General features: G+C 52.9%; 23 protein-coding genes and 1 tRNA gene. 14 read left to right on the plus strand and 10 right to left on the minus strand.

What is annotated here, in order from left to right; translation table 11 throughout:
* Positions 1-21 precede the first annotated feature (21 nt).
* The 5 genes from AC2FNE_RS01575 to AC2FNE_RS01595 all read right to left on the minus strand — a co-directional run bounded on the left by AC2FNE_RS01575 (position 22) and on the right by AC2FNE_RS01595 (position 4,761).
* Positions 22-96, minus strand: a tRNA-Glu gene (locus AC2FNE_RS01575).
* Positions 97-205: 109 nt separating this feature from the next.
* Positions 206-1,948, minus strand: coding sequence for a single-stranded-DNA-specific exonuclease RecJ (gene recJ / locus AC2FNE_RS01580; protein ID WP_170603884.1), 1,743 nt, complete (start codon positions 1,946-1,948; stop codon positions 206-208).
* Between the two features lie 92 nt (positions 1,949-2,040).
* The gene (gene glpX, locus AC2FNE_RS01585) at positions 2,041-3,024 is read right to left on the minus strand and encodes a class II fructose-bisphosphatase (RefSeq protein ID WP_170604315.1); all 984 of its coding nucleotides are present in this window, start codon (positions 3,022-3,024) and stop codon (positions 2,041-2,043) included.
* 71 nt (positions 3,025-3,095) lie between these two features.
* Positions 3,096-4,382 (minus strand): homoserine dehydrogenase, encoded by a 1,287-nt coding sequence (locus AC2FNE_RS01590; protein WP_170603883.1) that lies wholly within the window; start codon positions 4,380-4,382, stop codon positions 3,096-3,098.
* A gap of 130 nt (positions 4,383-4,512) precedes the next feature.
* Positions 4,513-4,761 carry a hypothetical protein gene (locus AC2FNE_RS01595; protein WP_170603882.1) on the minus strand — a complete coding sequence of 83 codons (249 nt, stop codon included), beginning with the start codon at positions 4,759-4,761 and terminating at the stop codon, positions 4,513-4,515.
* A 99-nt stretch (positions 4,762-4,860) separates the two neighbouring features.
* Between AC2FNE_RS01595 and AC2FNE_RS01600 the strand changes: the two genes are divergently transcribed.
* The gene (locus AC2FNE_RS01600; RefSeq protein WP_170603881.1) at positions 4,861-5,448 is read left to right on the plus strand and encodes a TetR/AcrR family transcriptional regulator; all 588 of its coding nucleotides are present in this window, start codon (positions 4,861-4,863) and stop codon (positions 5,446-5,448) included.
* Between the two features lie 34 nt (positions 5,449-5,482).
* Here AC2FNE_RS01600 and AC2FNE_RS01605 read toward each other — a convergent pair whose 3' ends face one another.
* Positions 5,483-6,394 (minus strand): pirin family protein, encoded by a 912-nt coding sequence (locus AC2FNE_RS01605; protein ID WP_170603880.1) that lies wholly within the window; start codon positions 6,392-6,394, stop codon positions 5,483-5,485.
* A 160-nt stretch (positions 6,395-6,554) separates the two neighbouring features.
* On the opposite strand from AC2FNE_RS01605, the gene AC2FNE_RS01610 reads away from it, so the two are divergent.
* Positions 6,555-7,034 (plus strand): hypothetical protein, encoded by a 480-nt coding sequence (locus AC2FNE_RS01610; protein ID WP_170603879.1) that lies wholly within the window; start codon positions 6,555-6,557, stop codon positions 7,032-7,034.
* Here the strand turns inward: AC2FNE_RS01610 and AC2FNE_RS01615 are convergent.
* Genes AC2FNE_RS01615 through AC2FNE_RS01625 form a run of 3 tightly spaced genes read right to left on the minus strand, consistent with a single transcriptional unit; the run spans position 7,031 to position 10,034 of the window.
* Positions 7,031-7,570, minus strand: a complete 540-nt coding sequence (locus AC2FNE_RS01615; RefSeq protein ID WP_496804638.1) for a TadE/TadG family type IV pilus assembly protein — start codon at positions 7,568-7,570, stop codon at positions 7,031-7,033. The two genes, AC2FNE_RS01610 and AC2FNE_RS01615, sit on opposite strands and share 4 nt — an antisense overlap.
* A gap of 20 nt (positions 7,571-7,590) precedes the next feature.
* Entirely contained in the window at positions 7,591-8,220 is a 630-nt protein-coding gene (locus AC2FNE_RS01620) for a TadE/TadG family type IV pilus assembly protein (protein ID WP_170603877.1), read from the minus strand.
* Positions 8,217-10,034, minus strand: coding sequence for a Tad domain-containing protein (locus tag AC2FNE_RS01625; RefSeq protein WP_496804639.1), 1,818 nt, complete (start codon positions 10,032-10,034; stop codon positions 8,217-8,219). Before AC2FNE_RS01625 ends, AC2FNE_RS01620 begins: the two co-directional genes overlap by 4 nt.
* 322 nt (positions 10,035-10,356) lie before the next feature.
* Between AC2FNE_RS01625 and AC2FNE_RS01630 the strand changes: the two genes are divergently transcribed.
* From AC2FNE_RS01630 to rpoD, 9 genes are all read left to right on the plus strand, one after another.
* Positions 10,357-11,787 (plus strand): Glu/Leu/Phe/Val family dehydrogenase, encoded by a 1,431-nt coding sequence (locus AC2FNE_RS01630; RefSeq protein ID WP_170603875.1) that lies wholly within the window; start codon positions 10,357-10,359, stop codon positions 11,785-11,787.
* A gap of 24 nt (positions 11,788-11,811) precedes the next feature.
* On the plus strand, positions 11,812-12,783 hold the full coding sequence (locus AC2FNE_RS01635; protein WP_496804640.1) for a hypothetical protein: 972 nt from the start codon (positions 11,812-11,814) through the stop codon (positions 12,781-12,783).
* 141 nt (positions 12,784-12,924) lie between these two features.
* The gene (locus AC2FNE_RS01640; RefSeq protein ID WP_170603874.1) at positions 12,925-14,178 is read left to right on the plus strand and encodes a sarcosine oxidase subunit beta family protein; all 1,254 of its coding nucleotides are present in this window, start codon (positions 12,925-12,927) and stop codon (positions 14,176-14,178) included.
* Between the two features lie 55 nt (positions 14,179-14,233).
* Positions 14,234-14,497, plus strand: coding sequence for a sarcosine oxidase subunit delta (locus tag AC2FNE_RS01645; RefSeq protein ID WP_170475986.1), 264 nt, complete (start codon positions 14,234-14,236; stop codon positions 14,495-14,497).
* On the plus strand, positions 14,494-17,427 hold the full coding sequence (locus AC2FNE_RS01650; RefSeq protein WP_496804641.1) for a sarcosine oxidase subunit alpha family protein: 2,934 nt from the start codon (positions 14,494-14,496) through the stop codon (positions 17,425-17,427). Before AC2FNE_RS01645 ends, AC2FNE_RS01650 begins: the two co-directional genes overlap by 4 nt.
* Positions 17,420-17,965 (plus strand): sarcosine oxidase subunit gamma, encoded by a 546-nt coding sequence (locus AC2FNE_RS01655; protein WP_170603872.1) that lies wholly within the window; start codon positions 17,420-17,422, stop codon positions 17,963-17,965. Before AC2FNE_RS01650 ends, AC2FNE_RS01655 begins: the two co-directional genes overlap by 8 nt.
* Positions 17,966-17,999: 34 nt before the next feature.
* Positions 18,000-18,296 carry a hypothetical protein gene (locus tag AC2FNE_RS01660; RefSeq protein WP_170475980.1) on the plus strand — a complete coding sequence of 99 codons (297 nt, stop codon included), beginning with the start codon at positions 18,000-18,002 and terminating at the stop codon, positions 18,294-18,296.
* 80 nt (positions 18,297-18,376) lie between these two features.
* The gene (dnaG, locus tag AC2FNE_RS01665) at positions 18,377-20,323 is read left to right on the plus strand and encodes a DNA primase (RefSeq protein ID WP_496804642.1); all 1,947 of its coding nucleotides are present in this window, start codon (positions 18,377-18,379) and stop codon (positions 20,321-20,323) included.
* 113 nt (positions 20,324-20,436) lie between these two features.
* Positions 20,437-22,425, plus strand: coding sequence for an RNA polymerase sigma factor RpoD (gene rpoD, locus AC2FNE_RS01670; protein ID WP_496804643.1), 1,989 nt, complete (start codon positions 20,437-20,439; stop codon positions 22,423-22,425).
* A 191-nt stretch (positions 22,426-22,616) separates the two neighbouring features.
* On the opposite strand, the gene AC2FNE_RS01675 is transcribed toward rpoD, so the two are convergent.
* Entirely contained in the window at positions 22,617-23,639 is a 1,023-nt protein-coding gene (locus tag AC2FNE_RS01675) for a helix-turn-helix domain-containing protein (protein ID WP_496804644.1), read from the minus strand.
* Between the two features lie 95 nt (positions 23,640-23,734).
* On the opposite strand from AC2FNE_RS01675, the gene AC2FNE_RS01680 reads away from it, so the two are divergent.
* From AC2FNE_RS01680 to AC2FNE_RS01690, 3 genes are all read left to right on the plus strand, one after another.
* The gene (locus tag AC2FNE_RS01680; protein WP_170603869.1) at positions 23,735-23,962 is read left to right on the plus strand and encodes a hypothetical protein; all 228 of its coding nucleotides are present in this window, start codon (positions 23,735-23,737) and stop codon (positions 23,960-23,962) included.
* A 131-nt stretch (positions 23,963-24,093) separates the two neighbouring features.
* On the plus strand, positions 24,094-24,489 hold the full coding sequence (locus AC2FNE_RS01685) for a hypothetical protein (RefSeq protein WP_170603868.1): 396 nt from the start codon (positions 24,094-24,096) through the stop codon (positions 24,487-24,489).
* A gap of 17 nt (positions 24,490-24,506) precedes the next feature.
* Entirely contained in the window at positions 24,507-24,920 is a 414-nt protein-coding gene (locus AC2FNE_RS01690) for a secondary thiamine-phosphate synthase enzyme YjbQ (protein ID WP_496804645.1), read from the plus strand.
* Positions 24,921-25,032 lie beyond the last annotated feature (112 nt).

The raw sequence follows: 25,032 nt of genomic DNA on the forward strand, positions 1-25,032 counted from the left end.
AGCTCTCTGGCCAAGTACAAGTGGTAGCCCGTAGGGGAATCGAACCCCTCTTTCCAGGTTGAAAACCTGGCGTCCTAACCGATAGACGAACGGGCCACGCTGGCTTGTGGAGGGCCTTTTACGGATTACCTAGCACCCCCGCAAGCCGAAAAACGCAAGGCTTTGCAACTTTTTTAAAGACTTTCAAAGACGGTCGTTTGCGACTTCAATTCGCTTCGGCCGCGTCTTCGAGCCTCAACTGCACGTTCTGACGTCCACCCCACGAATTTATCTCTAGCCTGCCCGCGAAATGAAATCGGGCGCCGCCGTGGTTCACAAGTCGATCTCCCATCGGTCCGTCAAAGGCACCAAAAGCAATGGCGTCCAGCCCACCGCTCATGCCGTCGGACAATGACAGCTTTAGGTGAGTTTCCCCGACGCGCTTTGCAAAACGTACCTGCAAATCTGGCAACGCGTAACGTGGGGCAGGGGCGGCGGCACCGAATGGTCCTGCCTTTTCAATATGTTCAATAAGGTCAACGGTTGCAGCACCTGGCATCAGGGCACCGTCAAGTTTCAGGTCACTTGGTCCACTATTTTCCGCGCCCTGCTTGGCCAAAAGCTCGCTCAATCGCTTCATCGCAGGTTCCAGATTGGCGCGCATAACCGTCAGGCCTGCCGCCATTTTGTGACCGCCACCTTTGACCAACAATCCCTCGGCAGCAAGCCTCTGTATTGATGCGCCCAAATCAATTCCCGCGACTGATCGACCCGAACCTTTGCCCTCGTCACCTTCAAAGCCGATTACAATCGCGGGACGGTTCGCTGTTTCCTTTAGTCGTGATGCCACGATTCCTACGACGCCCGGGTGCCAGCCTTCGCCTGCTGCCCAAACCAAAGGTGCGTCCAAACCTCGTTCCTCGGCCTGAGCCATCGCGGCAGCGCGAACCGAATTCTCGATCTCGCGTCGCTCAGAGTTCAGCGCATCCAGTCGCTTTGACAGGGCTTCTGCTTCGGTTGCCGAGTCCGTGCTCAGTAATCTTGCGCCTAAATCAGCTTGTCCGATCCTACCTCCGGCGTTTACACGCGGTCCTAACAGGAAACCAAGATGGTAGCTGTTTGGCGCAGTGTCCATCCGAGCCACATCCGACAGCGCAACGAGGCCCGGCCTTTGACGTGCTGCCATAACCTTAAGCCCTTGGCGCACCAATGCCCGGTTGGCCTGTATCAGGGGGGCGACATCTGCCACGGTGGCCAGAGCCACCAAATCCAACAAGGCCATTAGGTCCGGCCCCTTTGCGCCCTCGGCTCGCAATTGTCGACCGGCTTCAACAAGCATTAGGAAAACTACTGCGGCAGCACATAGGTATCCCAAATCACCGCTTTCATCCTGTCGATTTGGATTCACCACAGCCAGACAATCTGGCAGCGTTTCACCGCCAAGATGGTGATCAAGAACTAAGACATCCGCTTCTTTTGCTGCAGCGATAGGTTCGTGGCTAAGCGTACCGCAGTCGACGCATACGATAAGATCATGGGATGCTGCCAGTTCAGTCATGGCTGGCACATTTGGCCCATAACCTTCGTCAATTCGATCAGGAACGTACAGGGTTGCCTGCAACCCCATCTGCCTGAGCCAGACAATTAGCAAAGCCGCAGAACTGCCGCCGTCAACATCGTAATCCGCGAAAACCGCGATTCTTTGCCGGTTGCGTACAGCAGATAGAAATCGCGTTGCCGCAGTCTCCATGTCCTTGATCGCACGTGGATCAGGCAATAATTCTCGGAGTTTGGGTTCGAGAAAGCCTTCGGCCTCTATTGCGGGGACACCCATACGTGCCAATACCTGACACAGAGCGCGTGGCAGGTCGGTTTGTTGCGCCATCATTTCCGAGGCGCGCTCGACGTTCGGCGCTGGTCCAAGCCAGCGCCTACCGGTCATAGACTGTTCCACCCCAAGAAAACTCATCCTGGCACCTGTTGAGAGCAAGGCCGGATCCTAACGGATTCGTCCTATTTCTAACTTTTCGAAAACTCCCGAAAAAACTTCGGTTTGGGTTTCTAGACGTTGTCGTGCGGCCAGGTCGGTGTACGATATGACATACGGCGAACCGATCCGGTCTTGGATCGCATAAGCAAAGTCGTCGTCTCTACCCACCCGGGTTCGCGTTTGATGCGCGGCAATAGCGAGCCGCCAGTCACACCAGTCGCGGCAAAGATCACATCTGATGTAACCATTTCGTCGCGAGAATATACGCGATCCAAATCTGTGATACCGGCTTTGGCTGCACGTCCGCGTTCGTCGTCGTTTCGAAACAGCAAACGGCCAAAAATTTGCCCACCCATACATTTCAGGGCCGCCGCAGCAAGAACTCCCTCGGGCGCTCCCCCTTGGCCCATATACATATCAATACCTGTAACTTCGCTTTCTGCGCAATGCATTACACCAGCTACATCGCCGTCGGTAATCAAGCGGATCGATGCACCAGTTTCGCGAACTTCAGCAATCATCGCCTCGTGGCGCGGGCGCTCAAGAATGCAAACAGTTATGTCACTGGCACTGCATCCCCTTGCTTTGGCCAAAGCGTTGACTCTTTCCTTGGGACTCATGTCCAAGTTTACCACTCCAGCTTCGTATCCCGGGCCAATTGCCAACTTGTCCATGTAGACGTCCGGCGCATGCAACATTGATCCGCGCGGGCCCATTGCAATTACGGTCAAAGCGTTGGGCATATCCTTGGCCGTCAAGGTCGTGCCTTCCAGCGGGTCCAAAGCAATATCCACCCCGGGTCCATTACCGGTGCCGACTTCTTCGCCGATGTAGAGCATTGGCGCTTCGTCGCGTTCACCCTCTCCGATGACGACAACCCCCGCGATATCCAGCATATTCAGCTGTTCACGCATGGCGTTCACCGCTGCTTGGTCGGCGGCCTTTTCGTCACCTCGACCAACCAGTGATGCCGAGGCAAGCGCGGCCTGTTCCGCTACTCGCGCAAGGCCAAGCGAAAGCAGGCGATCGTTGAAATCGGTCTTGGCAGCGTTCATGTTCGGTATTCCTTTGGTCGGATCGGACGTTGCTTCTGGCATAGCCTGCGACTGCTGCAGGCTGCAAGGGGTCAAACTTGTTCGATTCTCAGCGCTACAGGCTCTTCGGCAACGGCTTCTGTATCGCGCAGCCCATTCAGGGCGTAGTCGAGCGTCGATCGTGTGGTTTTATGCGTCACAATCAAAACAGGTGCAGTACTTTCGGAATGGGCGTATTGCCTCATCCTGTCAATTGATACTCCCGCATCGCCCAGAATTGCGGCCACCTTGGCCAAGGCACCAGGTTTGTCTAGTAAAGCCAGCCGTAGGTAATAAGGAGCAGGCGTACCGGTTTGGGCGGGTTGTGCCTCTTCCAAAGACGTCGCCGCACGGCCAAAAGTCGGAATTCGTAATCCCCTGGCCAGATCACAAACATCGCCCATGACTGCGCTTGCGGTCGGGCCTTCTCCGGCGCCGGGACCACGCAGCACAATTTGGTCAACAGCGTCACCTTCTATGACCACCATGTTGGTCCCGCCTTCCAACTGCCCAATCGGTGAGTCGCTGGGAACAAGGCACGGCTGCATACGCTGCTCAAGCCCGCGCGGAGTTCGTTGCGCCACGCCTAACAATTTAATGCGATAACCCATGTCAGCGGCCTGATGTATATCGTCGAGGCTGATATGTTGAATGCCTTCAATCTGGATTCCGTCGAAGTTGGGCTTGGTGCCAAATGCAATCGAAGACAAAAGCGCCAGTTTGTGCGCAGCGTCAATGCCTCCCACGTCCAGATTGGGATCGGCTTCGAGGTACCCTAGCTTTGCGCATTCCTCAAAAAGTGCGTTGTAACCCAATTCCTGAGACTGCATTCGCGTAAGAATATAGTTGCAGGTGCCGTTCATTACGCCCATGACGCGCGAGATTTGGTTGCCGGCAAGTCCCTCTGTCAGGGATTTGATGACCGGAATGCCACCTGCAACAGCGGCTTCAAACCTAATCGCGCGGCCCGCTGCTTCGGCCTGTTCAGCCAATTCCTGACCGTGGATGGCCAGTAGAGCTTTGTTCGCGGTAACGACATCCTTGCCGCTGGCAAGAGCCGCTTCTACTGATGTCTTTGCCGGGCCATTTTCACCCCCCATTAGTTCTATAAAGACGTCAATGTCATCGCGTTTTGCCAGCGCGACCGGATCGGTTTCCCACATATAGCTTGACAAGTTCACGCCACGGTCTTTGTTCGGATCCCGTGCTGAAACGGCCACAATTTCAATGGATTGACCTGTTCGAGCGGTCAATAGCTCGGCGTGGCGGCGAATGATCTTTACAACCCCAACGCCAACGGTTCCCAAACCCGCAATTCCAAGCCTCAGCGCCTGTGCCATTCCTTTGGGTCCTTTCCGCTCGAATGTGCCGGTTAGGGCATGTTCCCTTTGTCGGCTGCCTTACCGGGTTCATCGGAAGGGTGCAATCCATCTCCGGCGGATCAGGCTGATTTTGAACGCATATGTCCGCTTAGTCGGTATTAGCTTCTTGCAGGGCTTTTGCTTTTGCAGCCAATGCTTCACTGCGCTCGGTTAGCTCCTCCTCGACTTCCTCTGCCTCGCTCACTGGATCTGCCGGAGGCCCCAGGCTTTCGGAAATTGGAATTAGTCGCGGATAAGAGGTTTTGCGCAATTCTGGCCCTTCGCTGCCTTCAAGCTCGGGAATATCGGCGCAGGCTGCGCAAACAAGCAAAGAGATAATCAGCGGCAGAGGTTTCATAAAGGACCTTTGGATTGCGGCTTCGGTTGGTCATGCACCTTTTAGCGTCGCGGTTCAAGCGGGGTTCTATTTGAACGATTGTTCAGATAAGTTGGCCAAATGGCACGTACGCAAGGTTCTCATTCCGATATAACCGGCCCGCGCATCCGAAAGGCTGCGCTGAGACTGTTTTCAAGACGTGGCTACGCCGCGGTATCCATGCGGCAGATCGCTGCCGAAGTCGGTGTGCAAGCCGGTGCGCTTTACAACTACACTCCAGATAAGCAAAGTCTGCTGTTTCGACTTATGCAAGAGCACATGCAAGAGCTTTTGAATGCCGCCGCCGAATTGCCTGCGACTGAAAACGCCATCGAAGCATTGAAGCAGTTTGTAGGTTTTCATATCCGGTTTCATCTTCAACGCCCTGACGAGGTGTTTATTGCCTATATGGAACTTCGCAATCTCACCCCCGAAAATTTCGCTGAAATTGAAGCACTGCGCCGAAATTACGAGGACACGCTCGAAGGAATTTTCAAGCAAGGACAAGTCGAAGGTTTATTTACAGTCACCGACAGCAAGATAGCAACGTTGGCGGTGATTGCGATGTTGAATGGTGTTATGACTTGGTACCGGACAGAGGGTAGGCTGACTCTCGATGCCGTCGAGCAAATCTATTGGGATATGGTGCGCAGATCCGTAACGCGCTGATCCGCCTTGCCGGAATTCGGCAAGGCGGGTTCCGTTATTGTGCCGGACGAATGAATGTGCCGTTGCGAAGTTCGCGAAAGGCCTGTTCCAGCTCAGATTGTGTGTTCATCACGATCGGGCCGTGCCACGCAACCGGCTCATTGATGGGCGCGCCGGAAATCAACAAAAAACGAACCCCTTCAGGACCGGCCTGCACCGTGATTTCGTCGCCCGTGCCAAAGCGTACCAACGTGCGGTTCCCTGACATGTCGCGGATATTGACCTCTTGCCCGGCGATTTCTTTTTCCAACAGTACTCCAGTGGGTTGAGACGCATCGGCAAACGCGGCTTGGCCTTGAAAGACATAGGCAAATGCGCGTCTGTAGGTGTCCACTTTAAACGTCTTTTTCACTCCTGCAGGGATTGAGACGTCCAAATACTGCGGATCGGCCGCGATCCCGTCGACGGGCCCTGTCTTTCCCCAAAAGTCACCCACGATGATGCGCACAGTGGTTCCATCGTCATCGATGACTTCTGGAATTTCAGCGTTACTTACATCCTGATACCTTGGCGCAGTCATTTTTTGGTCAGCAGGAAGATTGCCCCAAAGTTGAAACCCGTGCATCTGTCCGCGCGAGTTACCCTTAGGCATCTCCTGATGTAAAATTCCGGAACCGGCGGTCATCCATTGCACGTCCCCGGCACCCAAAGTTCCGCTGTTGCCAAGCGAGTCACTGTGATCGACATTGCCTGACAGAACATAGGTAATTGTTTCTATTCCCCGGTGGGGGTGCCAAGGAAAACCAGCCTGATAATCCTGCGGGTTTTCATTTCTGAAATCGTCAAACAACAGGAATGGGTCCAATTCGGATGGATCCTGAAATCCGAACGCGCGATGCAGTTTCACGCCGGCGCCTTCCATGGCTGGGGTAGCTTTTCGTGTTTCTAATGTAGGTCTGAGGGACATTGCATCCTCCTGATTGCTCAATCTGCAATGTAAATCCTGATGCGAGGCAATCAATTGGCGCAGAAACACTGATAATGTGCAATGATGCTCAGATTTTTCGGGGTCTCTGTCCTTCTGCCGCCAAAGGCGCTAAGGCAAAGGCGAATATTGGGAGACGCACATGCAACAGGACGTATTAGCCACTGTACAGGCCTCATCGCCAAGGCGTTGGATCGGGGTAGGGATGCTGGGCATTGTCGCACTGTTGGTGATTTACGTTGCACTTGCATCGCCGCCGGAAACAGGGTGGCAGGTATTTCTGTTGGTGGTTGGCTTTGCTTCACTGTGGTTGGCACAGCGCATGTGGGTATCGACTAAGGACGCAATTGAATTGACTAAATCGCAACTAAGGACCCGGTCTGGACGACCCATTTGCGAGATTGCTGATATCGTGTCAGTGGATCGGGGTGTGTTCGCATTTAAACCATCCAACGGGTTTCTGGTGTTGACCCGTGCAAGGACAAAAAATGCTTGGGAACCAGGCCTATGGTGGAGAATTGGCCGTCGGATAGGTGTCGGTGGCATGACTTCTGCCGCCGAAACAAAGTTTATGTCGGAAATGCTATCCGCTCTGCTGATGGAGCGGGCGGAGAGCAGTTAGCAGGGGGTCGATGCAACAATGTTGTCGAAAACGCGTGGGTGCGTGAAGACGAAATTGCCCATCGAAAAATCATCAAACCCAAAACCGATGTTGAACGGCGCGCGATATGTGTTGTTGGTTTCAACAACAATCATTTTGCCGTTGTCCGGCATCGTCGGCAGAAGCGGTTTCATCAGCTTGGCATCTCCGTCGTTCAGCGAGTTGTAAACGCCCCCCCGGACACACGACCACAACACTGTGTGGCTGTCTGTCGGTTCTTCGTAAAGCAGGAACGAAATGCGCATAGATACCGGAGCCCGAGTAGACACCATGGTTTCAAGCAAACTATGCATCGTATTGATGTAGGTTGCGTTGATCATGTTGCGTTCACGCGAAATGATATCGGCAACGGCATAAGCAGCTTTGATGTTGCGGGCGCTTTGACGATAGCTGTCGTAGTAGGTGTAGGATGCAAAGATCGACCAAAACATCATCGGCAGAACCAGCACTGCCTCAACCGTAATAATGCCATCCTCCCGGTCGAAGAATTGCTTCAAAAAACTTGCGATGGCGCGTTTTATGTTGCGCCTCCAGTGTCAGAAGTACCGCCTGTCGCCGCCGGGTTGGTTATTGGGTTCGACGTGTCGCCGCCGAATGGCTCGTGCACGAATACCGTCGTGGCGTGCAATTCCCATTGTCCATCCGGATCTTGGCTTGCCAAGCCGCCGGTCATGGTAAAGCCCCAAACCGGGGAAACTTCTAGACAGGCCCTAATGATCATCAGTTCGTTTGATGTGCCTCGGTCGAAATCAACCTGATCCGGGTTTCGAATCGTCTCGGGCGTGTCAACGCAAAATACCTGTGTGTTCAGTTGGTTGCCGACGCGCGGATCAATCGACTTCATCTCAAGCGCAAGATGAGTGGAGCAGTTCGAGACATGCCGAACCCTGTCACAAACCATGTCCTTGAGAAGGTCATGTGTCCACTCTGTTTCTCCAGCGGGAAGGCGATTGAGGCGAACCTCTCGAATAGTTTCATCAAGCGCCCGTTCAAGGTTGGCATGACTGAAAGACATCAACCCCATGTCCATGCCCGAATAGCAGACATAGATGAACACCGGGAACCAGAACAGAAACTCGATAGTCGACGAACTTCCGTCCTCGCTGCGGCGAAATCGACGCAGGCGCATTCGAAGTAACGGTTTCATTGAGTTAGCCTTAGGTTCTGAATTGTAGCGCTGATCGAGTCAAACACGCCTTGGATCTTGGTTCCGGTGGCTTCGTAGTAACGCCCATCGTCTACCGCACAAGTCTTGAGCATCGGCTTCACGCTTTCGGGCGCTTCATAAGCTATTGAGAAAATAAGAACTTCTTCGGCTTCTGCCTGTGCACAAAGTGAATAAACCCGCGGGTCTTTTTGATAGCCTTGCAGTTCGGTGGTGGATTTATCCCACCACTCCTGTGCTTTCGTAGTGCCAAATGTGTCGCGCAGAAGATAGTAGATCACGTGTTTCTCTGAGTGCGCCCAAACATCCGGCCAATCCAGTTCCAAGGTGTCGCCGTACTCGGTGTCGGTGTAATACGACGATGAGTTAATGCTGTGGCATTTACCATCGTAGAAGCTTGTACAGCGATAGCGGCGGAATGTTTCTCTGCTGCCGTCAGACTTTCGGGCGCCGTAGGCGTGGTTCTGATAGTAATCTCTGGTCCAGCGAGAGCCGTCGTTGTGACGTACAGTTTGCCGAACACTTGACCAAGAATAACGATCATTCGCTTCATCATAGACAGAGTACGTTTGTGCCCCATCGTTCCAGTGAATATCTGACGGGCCCGTGTAGTAGGGCGCGTTGACCATGTGCTGTTTTGTATTGGCTCCATCGGTCATCAGTACCAGAACCTTCAAAGAGTCGGCTGTTCTGTTTCGCCCGGGTCGCCCTGCGAACTCGCTTGGAATGGCAGAGGTGCTTGCAAGGCGCGCAATCAATGGCTGAATGCTGTCATCCAACAGGGTCAATCCCCATTTCAAGCCGACATCAATGGATGTCCAACCACTTGCATTCAAAAGATCGATCTGCTGTTTCAGCGTGTCTACGTCGTTTTGAATGACAGCCATCGCTCGTCGATCGGTGCTGGTTTCCCGTCGGCACACATTACTGGCAACCAAGTTATCACTTTGACGAAAGTCAGTGGACCCATAGTCGTCAAAGTGAAGTGTTTGAGGGATAGCAGTGCCCGGGCGGATCAGAGTGCCGCCGGAGTCAAAGATATCATAATTATCGAATTCCATGGTCGAGAAATCGGCAAGTGGAAAGTCGATGCAATTCGCAACCTCGTTAGCGCCGATAGTGGTCAGCTCGTTCATCAGGTAGTTCGGGACTGAAACTTGTTCCGAATATGGGATGATCGAAATAGACAACTTACCATCCTCGGATTTGTTAACCATCTCATCAACAAAATCCTTGGCTGCAGTCTGAAGATTGGCCAGTTTTGTTCCGTCCATTGAACCGGAAACGTCAAGAACCAGGGAAATCTCAACGTTACCGATGGATTCTTCTGCAACGCTGGTGGCATTGGACGCAATATAATCGACGCCATTCCATTGCATGAAATGCGTTGCGACGTTCATTTCAGCGCTAGCTTCGACTTTACGCTTGCCTGCCAAACGAGCGTCCGTTGCACCGCAGGTTTCCGGAGTAACCTTGATGGAACCTTCGACCAAGTATTGATCGAGGTTTTCTTTGCTTAGGTAGTCTTTGACCACGTCGGCAGGGCACAATTCCTGATCAAGGTCGGCGGCCGCAAGCACTGCGCGATCCAAGGCGTACTGAAGTTTTACCCGTTCGCGATCGTAACGCATCATGTCGACGGCAAATCCGGCTACCATGAAGACCGCCATTATAAAGAATAACGACAGGATCGTCATGGATCCGTCGGTTGAATTGGCAAACCTGCGCGCATGCTGGAGACTGAGGTTAGAGCGAAACGAAATAACGAATTTTGACTTCCAAATCAATTTTTGCATAACAAATCCTTGTGCCGAAAAGGCACGCAAATGGTTCTTTGCGACGACGATAAATTAGTTTCGGATCGTGGCGAGATTTGAGCCATTAGGATGCTATAATGTTATTATTAAAAGATATTTGTCTTTAGTGCGGACGAATTCGCCCTCTTTGTTTCCCGAATTTTGACAATGGCGCGCCGTTTTTTAGTTCAGCCGACTCACCATTGGCCGTAACGGGTTCTTCGTAAATTGGTGAAAAAAAGTGCAGATGAGAATTGCAGCACAGGCTTAGTGGTGCGACAAAAAGTCATGACGTTTGTCATTTAACAGCACGGAGGAATTTATGACCGGCATTAAAGAACCAAGTTTTCGCGAGAGCGTTGATCTGATGTTCAACAGGGCGGCGTCTTTGATGGACCTGCCGCCGGGTCTGGAGGAAAAGATCCGTGTTTGCAACGCAACCTATACAGTTCGCTTCGGTGTACGGCTTCGGGGCCAGATACACACATTTACTGGTTATCGCTCGGTTCATTCTGAACATATGGAGCCGGTAAAAGGCGGTATTCGCTATGCGCTTGCGGTTAACCAAGATGAAGTGGAAGCGCTTGCCGCGTTGATGACTTACAAGTGCGCCTTGGTAGAGGCACCATTCGGAGGCTCGAAAGGGGGGTTGTGCATTGACCCGCGGCAATACGAAGAACATGAGATGGAGCAAATCACCCGTCGCTTTGCCTACGAATTGGCCAAACGCGACCTGATCAATCCGTCACAGAACGTTCCCGCCCCGGATATGGGAACAGGTGAGCGCGAGATGGCCTGGATGGCCGACCAGTATGCGCGGATGAACACCACGGATATCAATGCTCGGGCCTGTGTTACGGGAAAACCGCTGAATGCGGGAGGGATTGCTGGACGCGTTGAGGCCACGGGTCGCGGAATTCAATACGCTCTGCGGGAGTTCTTCCGAAATCCCGAGGATGTGCAAAAGGCAGGTCTATCTGGTTCATTGGACGGGAAGCGAGTGATCGTTCAAGGGTTGGGAAATGTGGGTTATCATGCCGCAAAATTCTTGAGTGAAGAAGATGGATCACGTGTCATCGGTATCATTGAGTGGGATGGCGCACTGTTCAATCCAGATGGGATCGATGTCGAAGCTGTGCGCCAATGGATCGTCAAGCATGGTGGCGTAAAAAACTATCCGGACGCCACGCATACTGCTGAAGGCGGCGCTGTGCTGGAAGAAAAATGTGACATCCTTATTCCGGCGGCTCTGGAGGGCGTTGTCAACATGTCCAACGCCGAGCGCATCAAGGCACCTTTGATTATCGAGGCAGCCAACGGTCCGGTGACTGCTGGAGCCGATGAAATACTACGTAAAAAGGGGACGGTTATCATACCGGATATGTATGCCAACGCGGGTGGGGTAACGGTGTCCTACTTTGAATGGGTCAAGAACCTGAGTCACATTCGATTTGGCAGAATGCAGCGCAGACAGGAAGAGGCGCGTCACGAGTTGATCGTAAGCGAGCTGCAAAGGCTCGATAGGTATCTCGGAGACGCTTGGTCGATGTCTCCAGATTTTAAGTCCAAATACTTAAAGGGTGCAGATGAACTGGAACTAGTGCGTTCGGGGCTCGATGACACCATGCGTATCGCTTATCAGGCTATGAGTGAGGTGTGGCATGATCGCGACGACGTCGAGGACCTGCGTACCGCGGCCTATATCGTTGCTATCGATAGGGTCTCGAAAAGCTATCGCGCTAAAGGCCTCTGACGACACGAAAAAAGGTAACCGGACATGGACGAAAGGTTCGGTTGCCATACCTTTTCAACTGGCTCACAGAAAGCCAAGAAGGACTCAGAGCAGATGATAGTTTCAGAAAAGATCGCCGTAGCCGCTATAGCAGTTGCGGCAAATTTTGCCGCTGGCGCCGCCCAGTCGCAACAACCTATCGGTTGGGGCGGCATAGTCGACGGTCTAGCCGTTTATCAGGGCAAAGCCGACCTTGATGATGGTGGCGACTTTAGCGCATCGCGGGCTTTTTTGCGAACGGGCATCATCAATCGGTTCGCGGACGGTTCGTTTGCGGGGCTGGTTTTAAGCTACGGACAGTTCAGCTACGATTTTGGATTCCCCGGAAACCAGCCGTGGGAGGATGTCCGCGACATACGGATTTCGGTGCCGTTGCGTTTTGCGTTGGATGGCGGCGCAAGTGTTTTGATTTCCCCTCAGTTAAGGTGGGATTACGAGCGTGGTGCCAGCGCATCGGACGGTTTCACCTACGGCGTATTTGGCGGAATTTCGTGGGCATTAAGTCCCAATTTACGGATCGGACCGGCGCTTGGAGTCTTCTCGGAAATTGGCACCGATGATCTGGAAGTCTTCCCGGCCGTTCTTGTGGATTGGACTTTTGCCGAAAGATGGAACCTGAGTACTGGTAGCGGTTTGGGCGCGACGCAAGGCCCCGGTGTTTCATTGGAATACGCGGTTTCTGACGCAGTCAAAGTAGGTATGGCGGTACGATCCGAGAGCATTCGTTTCCAACTGGATGATGAAGGCTTGGCGCCGGATGGTATCGGCGAAGACAGCAGTAATCCGGTTGTTTTGTCCTTACAATATGCCCCCAATCCAGGTGTGTCTTTCACTGCGTTTGCTGGAGCCGAACTAAATGGCGAACTGAAACTGGAAAACGCGGCGGGGCGCGAGGTTAGTCGCCAAAGTTATGACACTGCTCCAATTGCTGGAGTCTCATTTCAACTTCGCTTTTGAAATCGTTATTTGAACTGCAGTGCGATAGATTTCGTCGCGCACAGGCAAATGCGGGTCGAAAACGGAGGTGGAACCAACCTGAGACGTTGCTACTGCTAACCAGAGTTGGTTTGATGCCAACACAGCCGCAGGGAGGTTCGAATGCGTTTTTCCGGCTTGCGCGTCCTCAAGGAGGGACTGACCGGCAATAAAGGCTGGACGCCACATTGGCGCGATCCTCAGCCGAAGGTCGAATACGACATCGTTATCATTGGTGGCGGAGGTCATGGTCTGAGCACTGCGTATTATTTGGCAAAAGAGCACGGCCTTACAAATGTGGCCGTATTGGAAAAGGGTTACATCGGTGGCGGCAATGTCGGACGCAATACCACGATTGTGCGGGCGAACTACTTTCTTCAGGGCAATTCTGAATTCTACTCCCACTCCCTAAAACTGTGGGAGGGGTTGGAAGAAGATTTGAACTACAATGTCATGCACTCGCAGCGGGGCATCATTAATCTGTTTCACTCTGACGGACAACGTGATGCAGCAGCGCGCCGGGGCAACATGATGATTAGTCAAGGTGACGATGCAATCCTTCTTGGCCGGGACGAATTGAAGGAAATGGTGCCTTACCTGAATTTCGATGATTTACGGTTTCCGCTCTATGGCGGGCTTTACCACCCACGCGGCGGCACAGCGCGGCATGATGCTGTAGCTTGGGGTTTTGCTCGCGGAGCGGATCAACGCGGCGTAGACCTGATACAAAACTGTGAAGTAACAGGAATCGATGTCGAGAATGGTGTGGTGCGGGGTGTGCAGACCTCGCGCGGCCCGATCCGAGCTAAGAAAGTTGCGATGGTTGCTGCTGGTCGTTCAGGTCAGGTTGCGGCAATGGCTGGGATGCGGTTGCCGATAGAAAGCCACGTACTTCAGGCCTTTGTGACCGAAGGGTTGAAGCCGTGCATCGATCATGTCGTCACTTTCGGTATGGGGCATTTCTATATAAGCCAGTCCGACAAGGGCGGATTAGTTTTTGGTGGCGACCTTGATTTCTACGCTTCCTACGCGGCACGAGGTAACCTGCCGACGGTAGAGACCGTAATGGAAGCGGGCATGGCCCTAATGCCGATGATCGGCAAAGCCAAGGTGCTGCGGTCGTGGGGTGGGATTATGGACATGTCGCCGGACGGATCCCCAATAATCGATAGGACAGACATCGAAGGACTCTATCTGAACTGCGGATGGAATTACGGCGGCTTCAAAGCGGTGCCGGGTTCTGGCAACGTCTTTGCCCATCTGCTCGCGACCGATCGATATCATGAAAACGCTACCGGGTTTCGGCTCGACCGTTTCCGTACGGGGCGGGGCATCATCGACGAAGAGGGCAAAGGCTCTCAGCACAACCTGCATTGAGGATTGTGATGCCAGATTTGAATTCCGGTGAAAAGACGAAGCAGGGATATGGAACATGAGGATCAGCTGTCCATTTTGTGGTGAGCGAGACCGCCGCGAGTTCTATTATCGCGGAGCCGCAGTGGATCTGGAACGTCCGTTGCCGGGTGCTGGTGCCGACGTTTGGGACGCGTTTGTCTATCTCCGCGAAAACCCAGCGGGTGAAACACGTGAACTTTGGTATCACGAAGGGGGATGCGGTGCTTGGATTGTTGTAACCCGAAACACTGTGACGCATGAGATTTTGCGTACTGAGCATGCCTCGGAGGCGCGGTCATGAGGATTGACGGGAAGGGTTTGATAGACCGCAATTCACCAATCGAATTTGAATTCGACGGTGTCAGTTATTCAGGGTATCAGGGCGACACTCTGGCTTCGGCCTTGTTAGCAAACGAACAACGTTTGATGGGGCGCTCTTTCAAGTACCATCGGCCTCGGGGCGTATTAACGGCTGGCAGCGAAGAACCGAACGCGTTGGTTACAGTAGGCCAAGGAGGCACGCAGGAACCGAATGTTCGTGCAACCATGCAAGAGATCTATTCTGGCCTGTCCGCCCGCAGCCAGAATCGTTGGCCCAGTTTGAACTTTGACTTGCTTTCGGTGAATAATCTGGCCGCGCCATTTCTTGGTGCTGGATTCTACTACAAGACTTTTATGTGGCCGAAGAGTTTTTGGGAAAAACTGTATGAGCCCATCATTCGCCGTGCTGCAGGGCTGGGTGCGCTGTCTGGCCAGAACAATTCCGATAAATACGAATGCGCATACGCTTTTTGTGACATTTTAGTGATAGGCGCGGGGCCGACCGGATTAATGGCTGCTGTGGTTGCCGGACGAGCCGGCGCTGACGTAATTCTAGCTGATGAAAACGCCCTTATGGGCGGACGTCTTTTGGCGGAAACCGATGCGGTAGACGGCAAAGCGGGTCACATCTGGGTTGATGAAGTTCTCGACGAGCTTCGAGCAATGGACAATGTTCGCCTGATGACGCGTACCACGGTTTCGGGTGCTTACGATCAAGGTACTTTTTCCGCCTTAGAGCGAGTGCTTCACCATACCAACGATCGACCCGATGGCGCTCCGCTGGAAACCTATTGGAGAATTTCAGCAAAACGTTCAATCCTAGCTGCGGGAGCTTTGGAACGCCCAATCGCATTTCGCGACAATGACAGGCCGGGAATAATGACGGCCGGAGCCGTCCGCGCTTACCTAAACCATTGGGGAGTCAGCCCCGGGCGAAACATAACCATTTTCGGCAACACTAACGATATACATCGAACCGCGCGGGACCTTCTTTCGGCAGGTGTTCATGTAGCCGCAGTTATCGACAGCCGCCACGACGCGCTTTTGTCGGATGATTATCAGGTGCTTCGAGGTGCACAGGTCTGCGGTAGCGCGGGCCGAACAGGACTAGAGTCCATCACTGTTCGTCGCGCGAGCGGCGAAGATCGCATTCACACCGATTGCCTTGCAATGACTGGCGGGTGGAACCCCTCGGTTCATTTGACCTGCCACATGAATGGACGCCCGGTTTGGGATCGAGAGCTGGCTGCGTTCGTTCCAAGCCCGGACGCAGTTCCTGGCATGATTGCGGCTGGTGCCTGCAACGGCGCATTTAGCACCGCAGCTTGCTTACGGCAGGGGATCGAGTCTGCCAAAGCAACGCTGACTGCATTGAGTTTGAAAACACCGAATGTTTCGGCACCTGATGCTGAGAACGCACCATATGAAATTACTCAATTGTGGTCAGTACCCGGCAGAGGACGGGCGTGGTTGGATTTTCAGAACGACGTAACAGTCAAGGATGTCAAACAGGCGGCAACCGAGAATTTCCGTTCGGTCGAACACATGAAGCGTTATACTACGCAAGGGATGGCCACCGATCAGGGCAAGAACTCGAACGTGGCAGCTCTGGCAATTCTTGCAGACGCAACAGGGCGGGGCATTCCTGAGACGGGAACAACAACATTCCGCCCGCCATATTCCCCGATTGCAATTGCCGCGTTTGGCGCCGGGGCCGAAGGCTCTGGGTTCAAACCGCAGCGTTTCACCACTTCGCATCATGCTTCGGTCGCTCGCAATGCACCTATGATCGAAGCAGGGTTGTGGTACCGCCCAAGCTATTTCCCTAAGCAGGGCGAAACGACGTGGCGACAGTCTTGCGATCGCGAAGTCAACATGGTGCGCCAAGCGGTTGGCGTATGCGATGTTTCAACCTTGGGCAAAATTGACATTCAGGGACCAGATGCGGGCGCGTTTCTGGACTTTGTTTACACCAATGTGTTTTCGACTTTGAAGGTCGGTCGCGTCCGGTATGGTCTGATGCTACGTGAAGATGGATATGTCATGGATGATGGCACGACGGCGCGGCTTGGCGAAAACCACTATGTCATGACAACGACCACCGCCGGTGCGGGCGATGTCATGAAGCATCTGGAATTCGTGCATCAAGGATTGCGTCCTGACTTGGACGTCTCTTTTACGTCTGTCACAGAACAATGGGCGCAATTTGCCGTTGCGGGTCCAAAGTCACGTGACTTGTTGGATGAACTTATCGAGGAAACTATCGACGACGAAGGCTGGCCGTTTTTGGCTTGTGGGTCGGTTCAGGTTCTGGGTATCCTCGGGCGTTTGTTCCGTATCTCGTTTTCGGGCGAACATGCCTACGAAGTCGCCGTCCCTGCAAGCTATGGCGCTAGCCTTTTCGATGTCCTCTCAGAGCGAGCCGAGGCGCTGGGCGGCGGCTTGTACGGTATGGAGGCGCTCAACGTTTTGCGGATTGAGAAGGGATTTATCACTCATGCTGAAATCCATGGCCGCACAACGGCTTACGACGTAGGCATGGGTAGGATGGTTTCCCAAAAAAAGGACTGTATTGGCAAAACAATGTCAGAAAGACCAGGGTTGGAAGAAGCGGGGCGTGAACGTCTGGTGGGCCTCAAACCCATCGGTGAAAGCAAGCAATTACTGGCCGGCGCCCATCTTTACAATGAAGAGGCCGAGCCAGTACGCACCAGCGATCAGGGATATGTGACATCGGTCTGTTACTCTCCTACATTGGAGACGATGCTTGGCCTTGCTTTTCTTGCGGATGGACCCGAGCGATACGGTGAAATCGTTAAGATGGTCGATCACCTGCGAGGTGTGACAACCTTGTGTGAGGTTACAAATCCGGTGTTCTTTGATCCTGACGGAGGACGCGTACGTGGTTAATCTGATCGCCAAATCGCCCTGCGATGGAATTCTGCCAATCACTATCGGATCCGTTACGCTGAGCGAGGAAGATGTCGGCGTGATCCATTCGGTCTCTCCCTACAAAGGACAGAAAAAGGCGCTGTCGGCGGCCATGAAGTCTGCGCATGGGATGGCCTATCCAGCGGCCAATCGTGCCACGGGAAAGTTAAGTGCGCGGGCTGTTTGGTTTGGCCATGCACAAGCTATGTTAGTGGGTCCTGAACCGAACAGAGCATTGTCGGAACTCGCCGCCGTTGTTGATCAAACTGATGCTTGGGCAGTAGTGCGGCTTGAGGGTCCCGCGGTCGAAGATGTTCTGGCGCGATTGGTGCCGGTTGATTTGCGAAGCACAAGCTTTAAACGCGGGCACACGGCGCGAACTTTATTGTTCCATATGTCGGCTTCCGTGACACGTGTCGGAGAAAAAGCTTTTCAGATCATGGTTTTCAGATCCATGGTGCACACTTTGGTTCACGATTTGAAAAGGGCCATGGAAGGTGTCGCATCGCGCAGCTAAACTGCGCGCAAAGAAACGAATCCGGGAGACATCAATGTTGCGTATTGCCATCGTCGCTATCCTGCTGGCCACCCCTACGGTTGCTCAGGAGACGAAAGCACAAAGCTGCCGATATCAGTCGGATGTTGTCTACGCTATTCAACAAGCTCGGCTTAACAAGGTGAAAGAACGGGATGTCGCCCAAGCGGTGGCTGACGGCAATCCATCTTGGCCTGAAAATTACAATGCTGCAATTCCGTTGATAACGCCTTGGGTCTATCAACAGAAAATGCGGGACGTAAGAAACAAGAACTTAGGTGCCGCTTGGTTGGAGTTGTGTTTACAACAATAATCCACAGGCAGCGAAATTCGCTGTGGACAATCCGGCTTCGTGCCCTTGGCGGGCGTTCCGGTTTCTGTCAGGTTTGACATATGTCTTTGCCCCCCGGATTCCTGGATGAATTGCGTACGCGTCTAAGCCTGTCGCAGGTTGTCGGGCGGAAAGTTACCTGGGATGCGCGCAAATCCAATCAGGGCAAGGGTGATATGTGGGCGCCTTGCCCGTTCCACCACGAAAAGACGGCCTCATTTCACGTCGACGACCAAAAGGGATTCTATTATTGCTTTGGGTGCCACGCCAAGGGGGACGCAATTAGCTTTGTGAAAGAGACCGAGAACGTCTCGTTTATCGAAGCAGTTGAAATTCTTGCGCGTGAAGCTGGAATGCCTATGCCAGCGCGCGATCCGAAGGCGCAGGAAAAACAGGATCGTAGAACTCAACTGGCTGATGTGATGGAACAGGCGGTCCAATTTTTCAAACTCCAGCTGAAGACTGGTGCTGGAACCGCCGCCCGAGAATACCTGACGCGTCGCGGCCTAGATGCGCAAGCATTGGACCGTTGGGAAATTGGCTTCGCCCCCGATGGCTGGCAGGGTTTGTGGGACCACTTGCGCAGCAAGAACGTGACCGAGGATTTGATCATCGGCGCAGGGCTGGCTAAACCTTCGAACCAAGGCAAAAAGCCTTATGACACTTTCCGCAATAGAATTATGTATCCTATCCGCGATTCACGTGGGCGATGTATCGCCTTTGGTGGCCGTGCGTTGGACCCCACTGACAATGCAAAATACCTGAACTCGCCAGAAACAGATTTGTTTGACAAAGGCCGGAGCTTGTACAATCACGGGCCTGCTCGGCAAGCAGCGGGGAAGGGACATCCCCTGATTGTTGCCGAAGGTTATATGGACGTTATCGCTCTGGCAGAGGCAGGTTTCGGAGCCTCAGTCGCACCACTGGGTACTGCGATAACTGAACACCAGTTGAATTTGCTTTGGCGTATTGCAGACGAACCAATTATTGCTCTGGACGGCGATACAGCAGGATTACGTGCGGCAATGAGGGCCGTAGATCTGGCCTTGCCAATGCTGGAGGCCGGTAAGTCGCTTCGTTTTGCCCTTATGCCAGAAGGAAAGGACCCCGATGACTTGCTGCGGGCCGAAGGTACAGAGGCTGTACAGGCGGTATTGGATGGCGCCGTTCCAATGGTCAAGTTGCTGTGGCAGAGGGAAGTTGAAGGAAAGGTTTTTGACAGTCCTGAACGCAAAGCGGCGTTGGACAAATCCCTTCGTGAAAAGATCAAGCTAATCCGTGATCCGTCGATTCGTTCCCATTATGGGCAGGAAATCAAAGACCTACGCTGGCAATTGTTCCGTCCGGAACGAAGGCCAAACCGCAACTGGCAATCGGGCGGCAAGTGGCAGCCACAACAGCAGCCAGCATCACCTGGTGCTCGCGCATCGTTTCTTGCCTCTTCGGAAAACGCTGATATCCAACTGCGCGAAGCGGCTATCTTGGCCATCGCAATCTTGAACCCGCAAGTTGTCATTCAATTCGAGCATCAGCTCGAGGATATGGAATGTCAGAATCCTAACCACGCTGAGCTTCGCGATGCCGTCCTGAGGCATGCGATTGAAGACCCGGAAAATCTGAGAGAGCACATTGTTCTAACTTTGGGATCACAGGCCCTTGAAAACCTTTTGAACCTTCGCCATGTCGCTGTAATCCCCTGTGTGTTCAAACCAGGCGACGTTGAAAAGGCCGAGATGACACTGGCCGAGGAACTCGCAAAAATCAAAGCGCTCCGGGGGTTGGATGCCGAAATTGCCGAAGCTGCCGAGGAGCTGTCTAATTTGGACGACGAAGCGCTGACTTATCGGTTGGCTCAAGCCGCCGAGGAACGTAATCAAGCAAGTCGGAGTCAGAACAAAGACAGGGGTCATTTCGACGTTGCCGATAACGGAGCGCGAATCAACCGTGACGAGAAGGATGCATTCGCGGCAATCATGTCAGGTATCAAATTCGAACGTAAACGCCAGTAAGTGATGTTTTCATAAGGCACTGGTAAAGAAAAACGGGTAAACGGGTGGCCGAATCACTTCTACGCGCTAATGATTCGGTTCTAACGAATCACCCATCCCTGCAGGAGCATTGAATGGCCGCCAAGGATACGAACGAAGACCGCAAATCCGACGAGCAGGAACAGGAAATCTCGCTGGACATGAGCCAAGCTCAGGTCAAGAAGATGATCGCCGAAGCCCGCGAGAAAGGCTACATAACCTATGACCAGCTTAATCAGGTGTTGCCACCCGATCAGGTCAGTTCAGAACAAATTGAAGATGTTATGTCGATGTTGTCCGAGATGGGCATCAATATCATCGAAGATGAAGAGGCTGAAGACGAAGAGAACAAGGGGTCTACCGAACTTGTAGCCACAGACACCAACCGTGAAGTAACTTTGGCTGGTGCGCAGACTGAAAAGCTGGACAGAACCGACGACCCTGTCCGAATGTATCTGCGCGAGATGGGTTCGGTTGAGTTACTGAGCCGCGAAGGCGAGATTGCCATTGCTAAGCGGATCGAAGCTGGTCGCAATACTATGATCGCGGGCTTGTGTGAAAGCCCGCTTACATTTCAGGCGATCACGATCTGGCATGACGAATTGCTGTCCGAGGACATTCTATTGAGGGATGTTATCGATTTGGAGACCACTTTTGGTAACCAGATGGACGAAGACGGCGATGTCGAAGAACCGGTTGTCGATACCTCTGCAGTGCAAGCGGTAAAACCTGAAAAAGACACCGGGCCGGAATTGGATGCGGACGGCAATCCGATTGCTTCTGATGACGACGATGACGAAGACGATCAAGCCAACATGTCCCTGGCGGCAATGGAGGCTGCGCTTAAGGATCAGGTCCTGACAACGCTGGAACGCATTTCCACCGACTTTGCCATGCTGTCAGAAATGCAGGACAGCAGGATTTCTGCCACGTTGAACGAAGACGGATCTTTTACCGATAAAGACGAAGAGACTTATCAGAAGCTTCGTGCCGAAATCGTTGAGCTGGTTAATGGTCTTCATTTGCACAACAACCGCATCGAAGCACTGATTGATCAGCTTTATGGTATCAACCGTCGCATCATGTCGCTGGACAGCTCTATGGTTAAGCTGGCGGATCAGGCGCGTATCAACCGTCGTGAATTCATTGATGCTTACCGGGGTCGTGAACTCGATCCGAACTGGTTGGCCGAGATGGCGGAAAAACCGGGCCGGGGTTGGCAAATGTTCATCGAACGCTCAACTGCCAAGGTTGAGGAATTGCGCAACGATATGGCTCAAGTCGGACAGTATGTTGGTCTGGACATCAGCGAATTCCGTCGCATTATCCAGCAAGTTCAGAAAGGCGAGAAAGAGGCGCGTCAGGCTAAGAAGGAAATGGTCGAAGCGAACCTGCGCCTCGTTATTTCGATCGCCAAGAAATACACGAACCGTGGCCTGCAATTCCTTGATCTAATTCAGGAAGGTAACATCGGCTTGATGAAAGCGGTGGATAAATTTGAGTATCGCCGCGGCTACAAGTTTTCGACCTACGCGACTTGGTGGATCCGTCAGGCGATAACGCGCTCGATCGCGGATCAGGCAAGAACGATCCGTATTCCGGTCCACATGATTGAAACGATCAACAAGTTGGTTCGGACTGGTCGCCAAATGTTGCACGAAATCGGTCGTGAACCGACGCCGGAAGAACTGGCTGAAAAGCTGCAGATGCCGCTTGAGAAAGTGCGCAAGGTGATGAAAATCGCCAAAGAGCCGATCTCTCTGGAAACGCCGATTGGCGACGAAGAGGACAGCCAGCTTGGTGACTTTATCGAGGATAAGAATGCTGTGCTGCCTCTGGACAGCGCCATTCAAGAGAACCTCAAAGAAACGACAACGCGAGTTTTAGCCTCGCTCACCCCACGCGAAGAACGGGTTCTTCGGATGCGATTTGGTATCGGAATGAACACCGACCACACGTTGGAAGAAGTGGGTCAGCAATTCAGCGTTACCCGCGAACGAATTCGTCAAATTGAGGCCAAAGCGCTGCGCAAGCTTAAACACCCCAGCAGATCGCGAAAACTGCGGTCCTTTCTAGATCAGTAAAAAATGGGCGCCCAAATCGGGCGCCTTTTTCTTGGCGTTTCCAATTATCAACCAAACTCACTTTGGCTGGAAATCGGATAATATTGGCGCGAAGTCGCAAGGACGGTTATGCTCTGGCATTTATATCGATTGTGTCCACTCACGGGACGGGCCGGGGTGAGGTTGAACGCGCTGATGACCCCCGGCCATCCTCATCCCGGCCGCAAAGGATGATCGACGCGATCACGAAAAGCGGAAGGAGACTGACCGGTCCACCGTTTGAAGGCGGTCGAAAATGCGGCCTGATCGGCATAGCCTAGGGAATAGGATATCTCAGAAAGGTTCATACCGTTCTTGATGAAGGTCTGGGCTAGATCACACCTGAGATCGTCGACAATCTCCCGATACGTCGTGCCCTCGTCCGTCAAGCGACGCGCAAGTGTTCGAGTACTGAAGCCAAGTTCGGCAGCCACGTTTTCTACGTTAGGGATGCAGCCCGGCATGCATCGGGTAACCAAGCCTTCGACCAATGCCCGGGATTCTGGTCTAGCTGAATACCGTTCGGCCAATAGTCTTTCGCCATATTCCAATAAATGCTCCCTCAAACTGGGATCATAGGTTGGCACTGGTAGATCCAGCGATTCCAGCGAAAGGATGAATTCCAGTCGCTCTGTGCCAAACTCCACCGGGAACCCGCCGATTTTCTCATATGCTGCAGCGTGACGCCCGACCTCATGCTGAAAACGCATTTGGATTGGACGAACGTTCACTTGGGTCAGCGCCCTCATCCGTGCAACTCCTGCGAACAGAAGGAATTCGGTCCTTCTGTGATAACGAGAAAACGTTGCATCCTTCCATTCCGCCTCCAGAGTTGCGGAATTTCCCGACACATGCAGGTTGAATGCCAGCGAGGGGTCAATGATCTTGTGAAAACGCGTAGTGTTTTCCAAGACTTGTTTCAGATCACGCGAATATTTGCTGATATATGCGGTGACACTTGAAGATGAACTGAATTGCAATCCGGCTTGCGCGCCGAACGTGATGTCCGCAACCGCGTCACATGCTTTTCGTACAAACCGCGCTTCTCCGTGGGAGTTGTAAGTCGTTGCAGGTGGCGCAATTTCAGATCTGCTCAAACCGCTGTCCTGCAAGACCTGATCCACCAATGTTGGATCCTGTGTGCGGTCTTCCAAGACACGGGTGAGTAATTGAATCCTTGCAATATCTACATCCATACTAATGTCTGACCGTCGGCTTGACCAAACGTCAAGCCCATCTGAAAACGTTTTGTTAGCAAAAATTAGTAGATATCCGCAAAGAACGAGCATTTATGTCGCCGACACTTACGTTTTTGGCTGGAATTCGAAAAGAACTGTCAGACGCGACCAAGACGGGATGGCAGGGTGAGAATAAGTTTGCCGCGTTGTCGGGTAAGAACCCTATGGGGATGGGGCAGAGCCTGAATGTGCGGATTACCAACCCGCTCAGTGGGCTCCCCGACACAACAAAATCAAATCGTGCCGCAATATGCCATTATGATCGGGGTTGGATAGGTTGATCCGAAATCACGACTGGCTAACTCGATTTCACGATGATACGGATCACGCTTAAAAGTGCGTGAGGTGTACTTTTTTACCTGGAGATAAGGCCTAGTCTACCATTCATGTTCCAACATGAAAGAAGTTAAAGATGAAAAGTTTTTTTGCCTATTCAATCGCCGCGGCGATTGCTTTGACTGTTCCGACTGCAGCAAGTTCTGCTCCGAACGGGTATAGAACGGAACCTATGAATTCCACGGATTTTGAAGTGATCCCGCGGGCGCGTCAGGATGTCGACGGGTATTGGTGTGCTGCTGCTGATTTCGCACGCAGAAAGCTTGGTGCAGGTTGGCAGCAGCGGATATATGTTCTGCGCGGCTATGGCCCTAGTGTGACAACGGGTCGTCGCACTGCCGTTCAGTTCTCTCTCAAAATGCCTACAAATGTTCCGCAACAGAACAGCTCGTTTCAGGCATTTGCTGTGGGCGAAAGCATGTCTGTGCAAGGAGCGAATGGAAGGTGCCGCGCAATCCCGATTTTGCGATGACGAGGTCAGGTTTTTAAATGTTGAGCGAGTTCGTCATTAATACAAACGGAGCCGGACTTTACGAGTTCACCGGCTCTGTTAGTGAATGGGTCAATCAGATCGCGGGGGATGGCTTGTTAACGCTGTTCGTACGCCACACCTCCTGTTCATTGCTGATTCAGGAAAACGCTGATGCTGATGTGCAGATGGACCTTCGCGCATACTTCAACAGGTTGGTGCCATCTGCGGATCATCCCGAAATGTCTTATCTGTGTCACACTTATGAAGGGCCAGATGACATGCCGGCGCATATCAAGGCTGCAATGTTGCCGGTGTCACTGTCGGTTCCGGTCTCACATGGTCAACTGGCACTTGGTACTTGGCAAGGATTATTCCTGTTCGAGCACCGCAATGCTCCACATAACCGCAAAGTAGCCGCCCACTTCGCATGACCCCTTTATCTTGCGGTTGAAATTTCCGACTACCCAAACTATAGCGGCTGCCCTATAGTTGTGGATAAGTGAGCCGAAGCGCTTACAATAAGAGGCGGAAAAGGGACGAGGA

The sequence above is a fragment of the Ruegeria sp. YKSD179 genome (assembly GCF_059612885.1).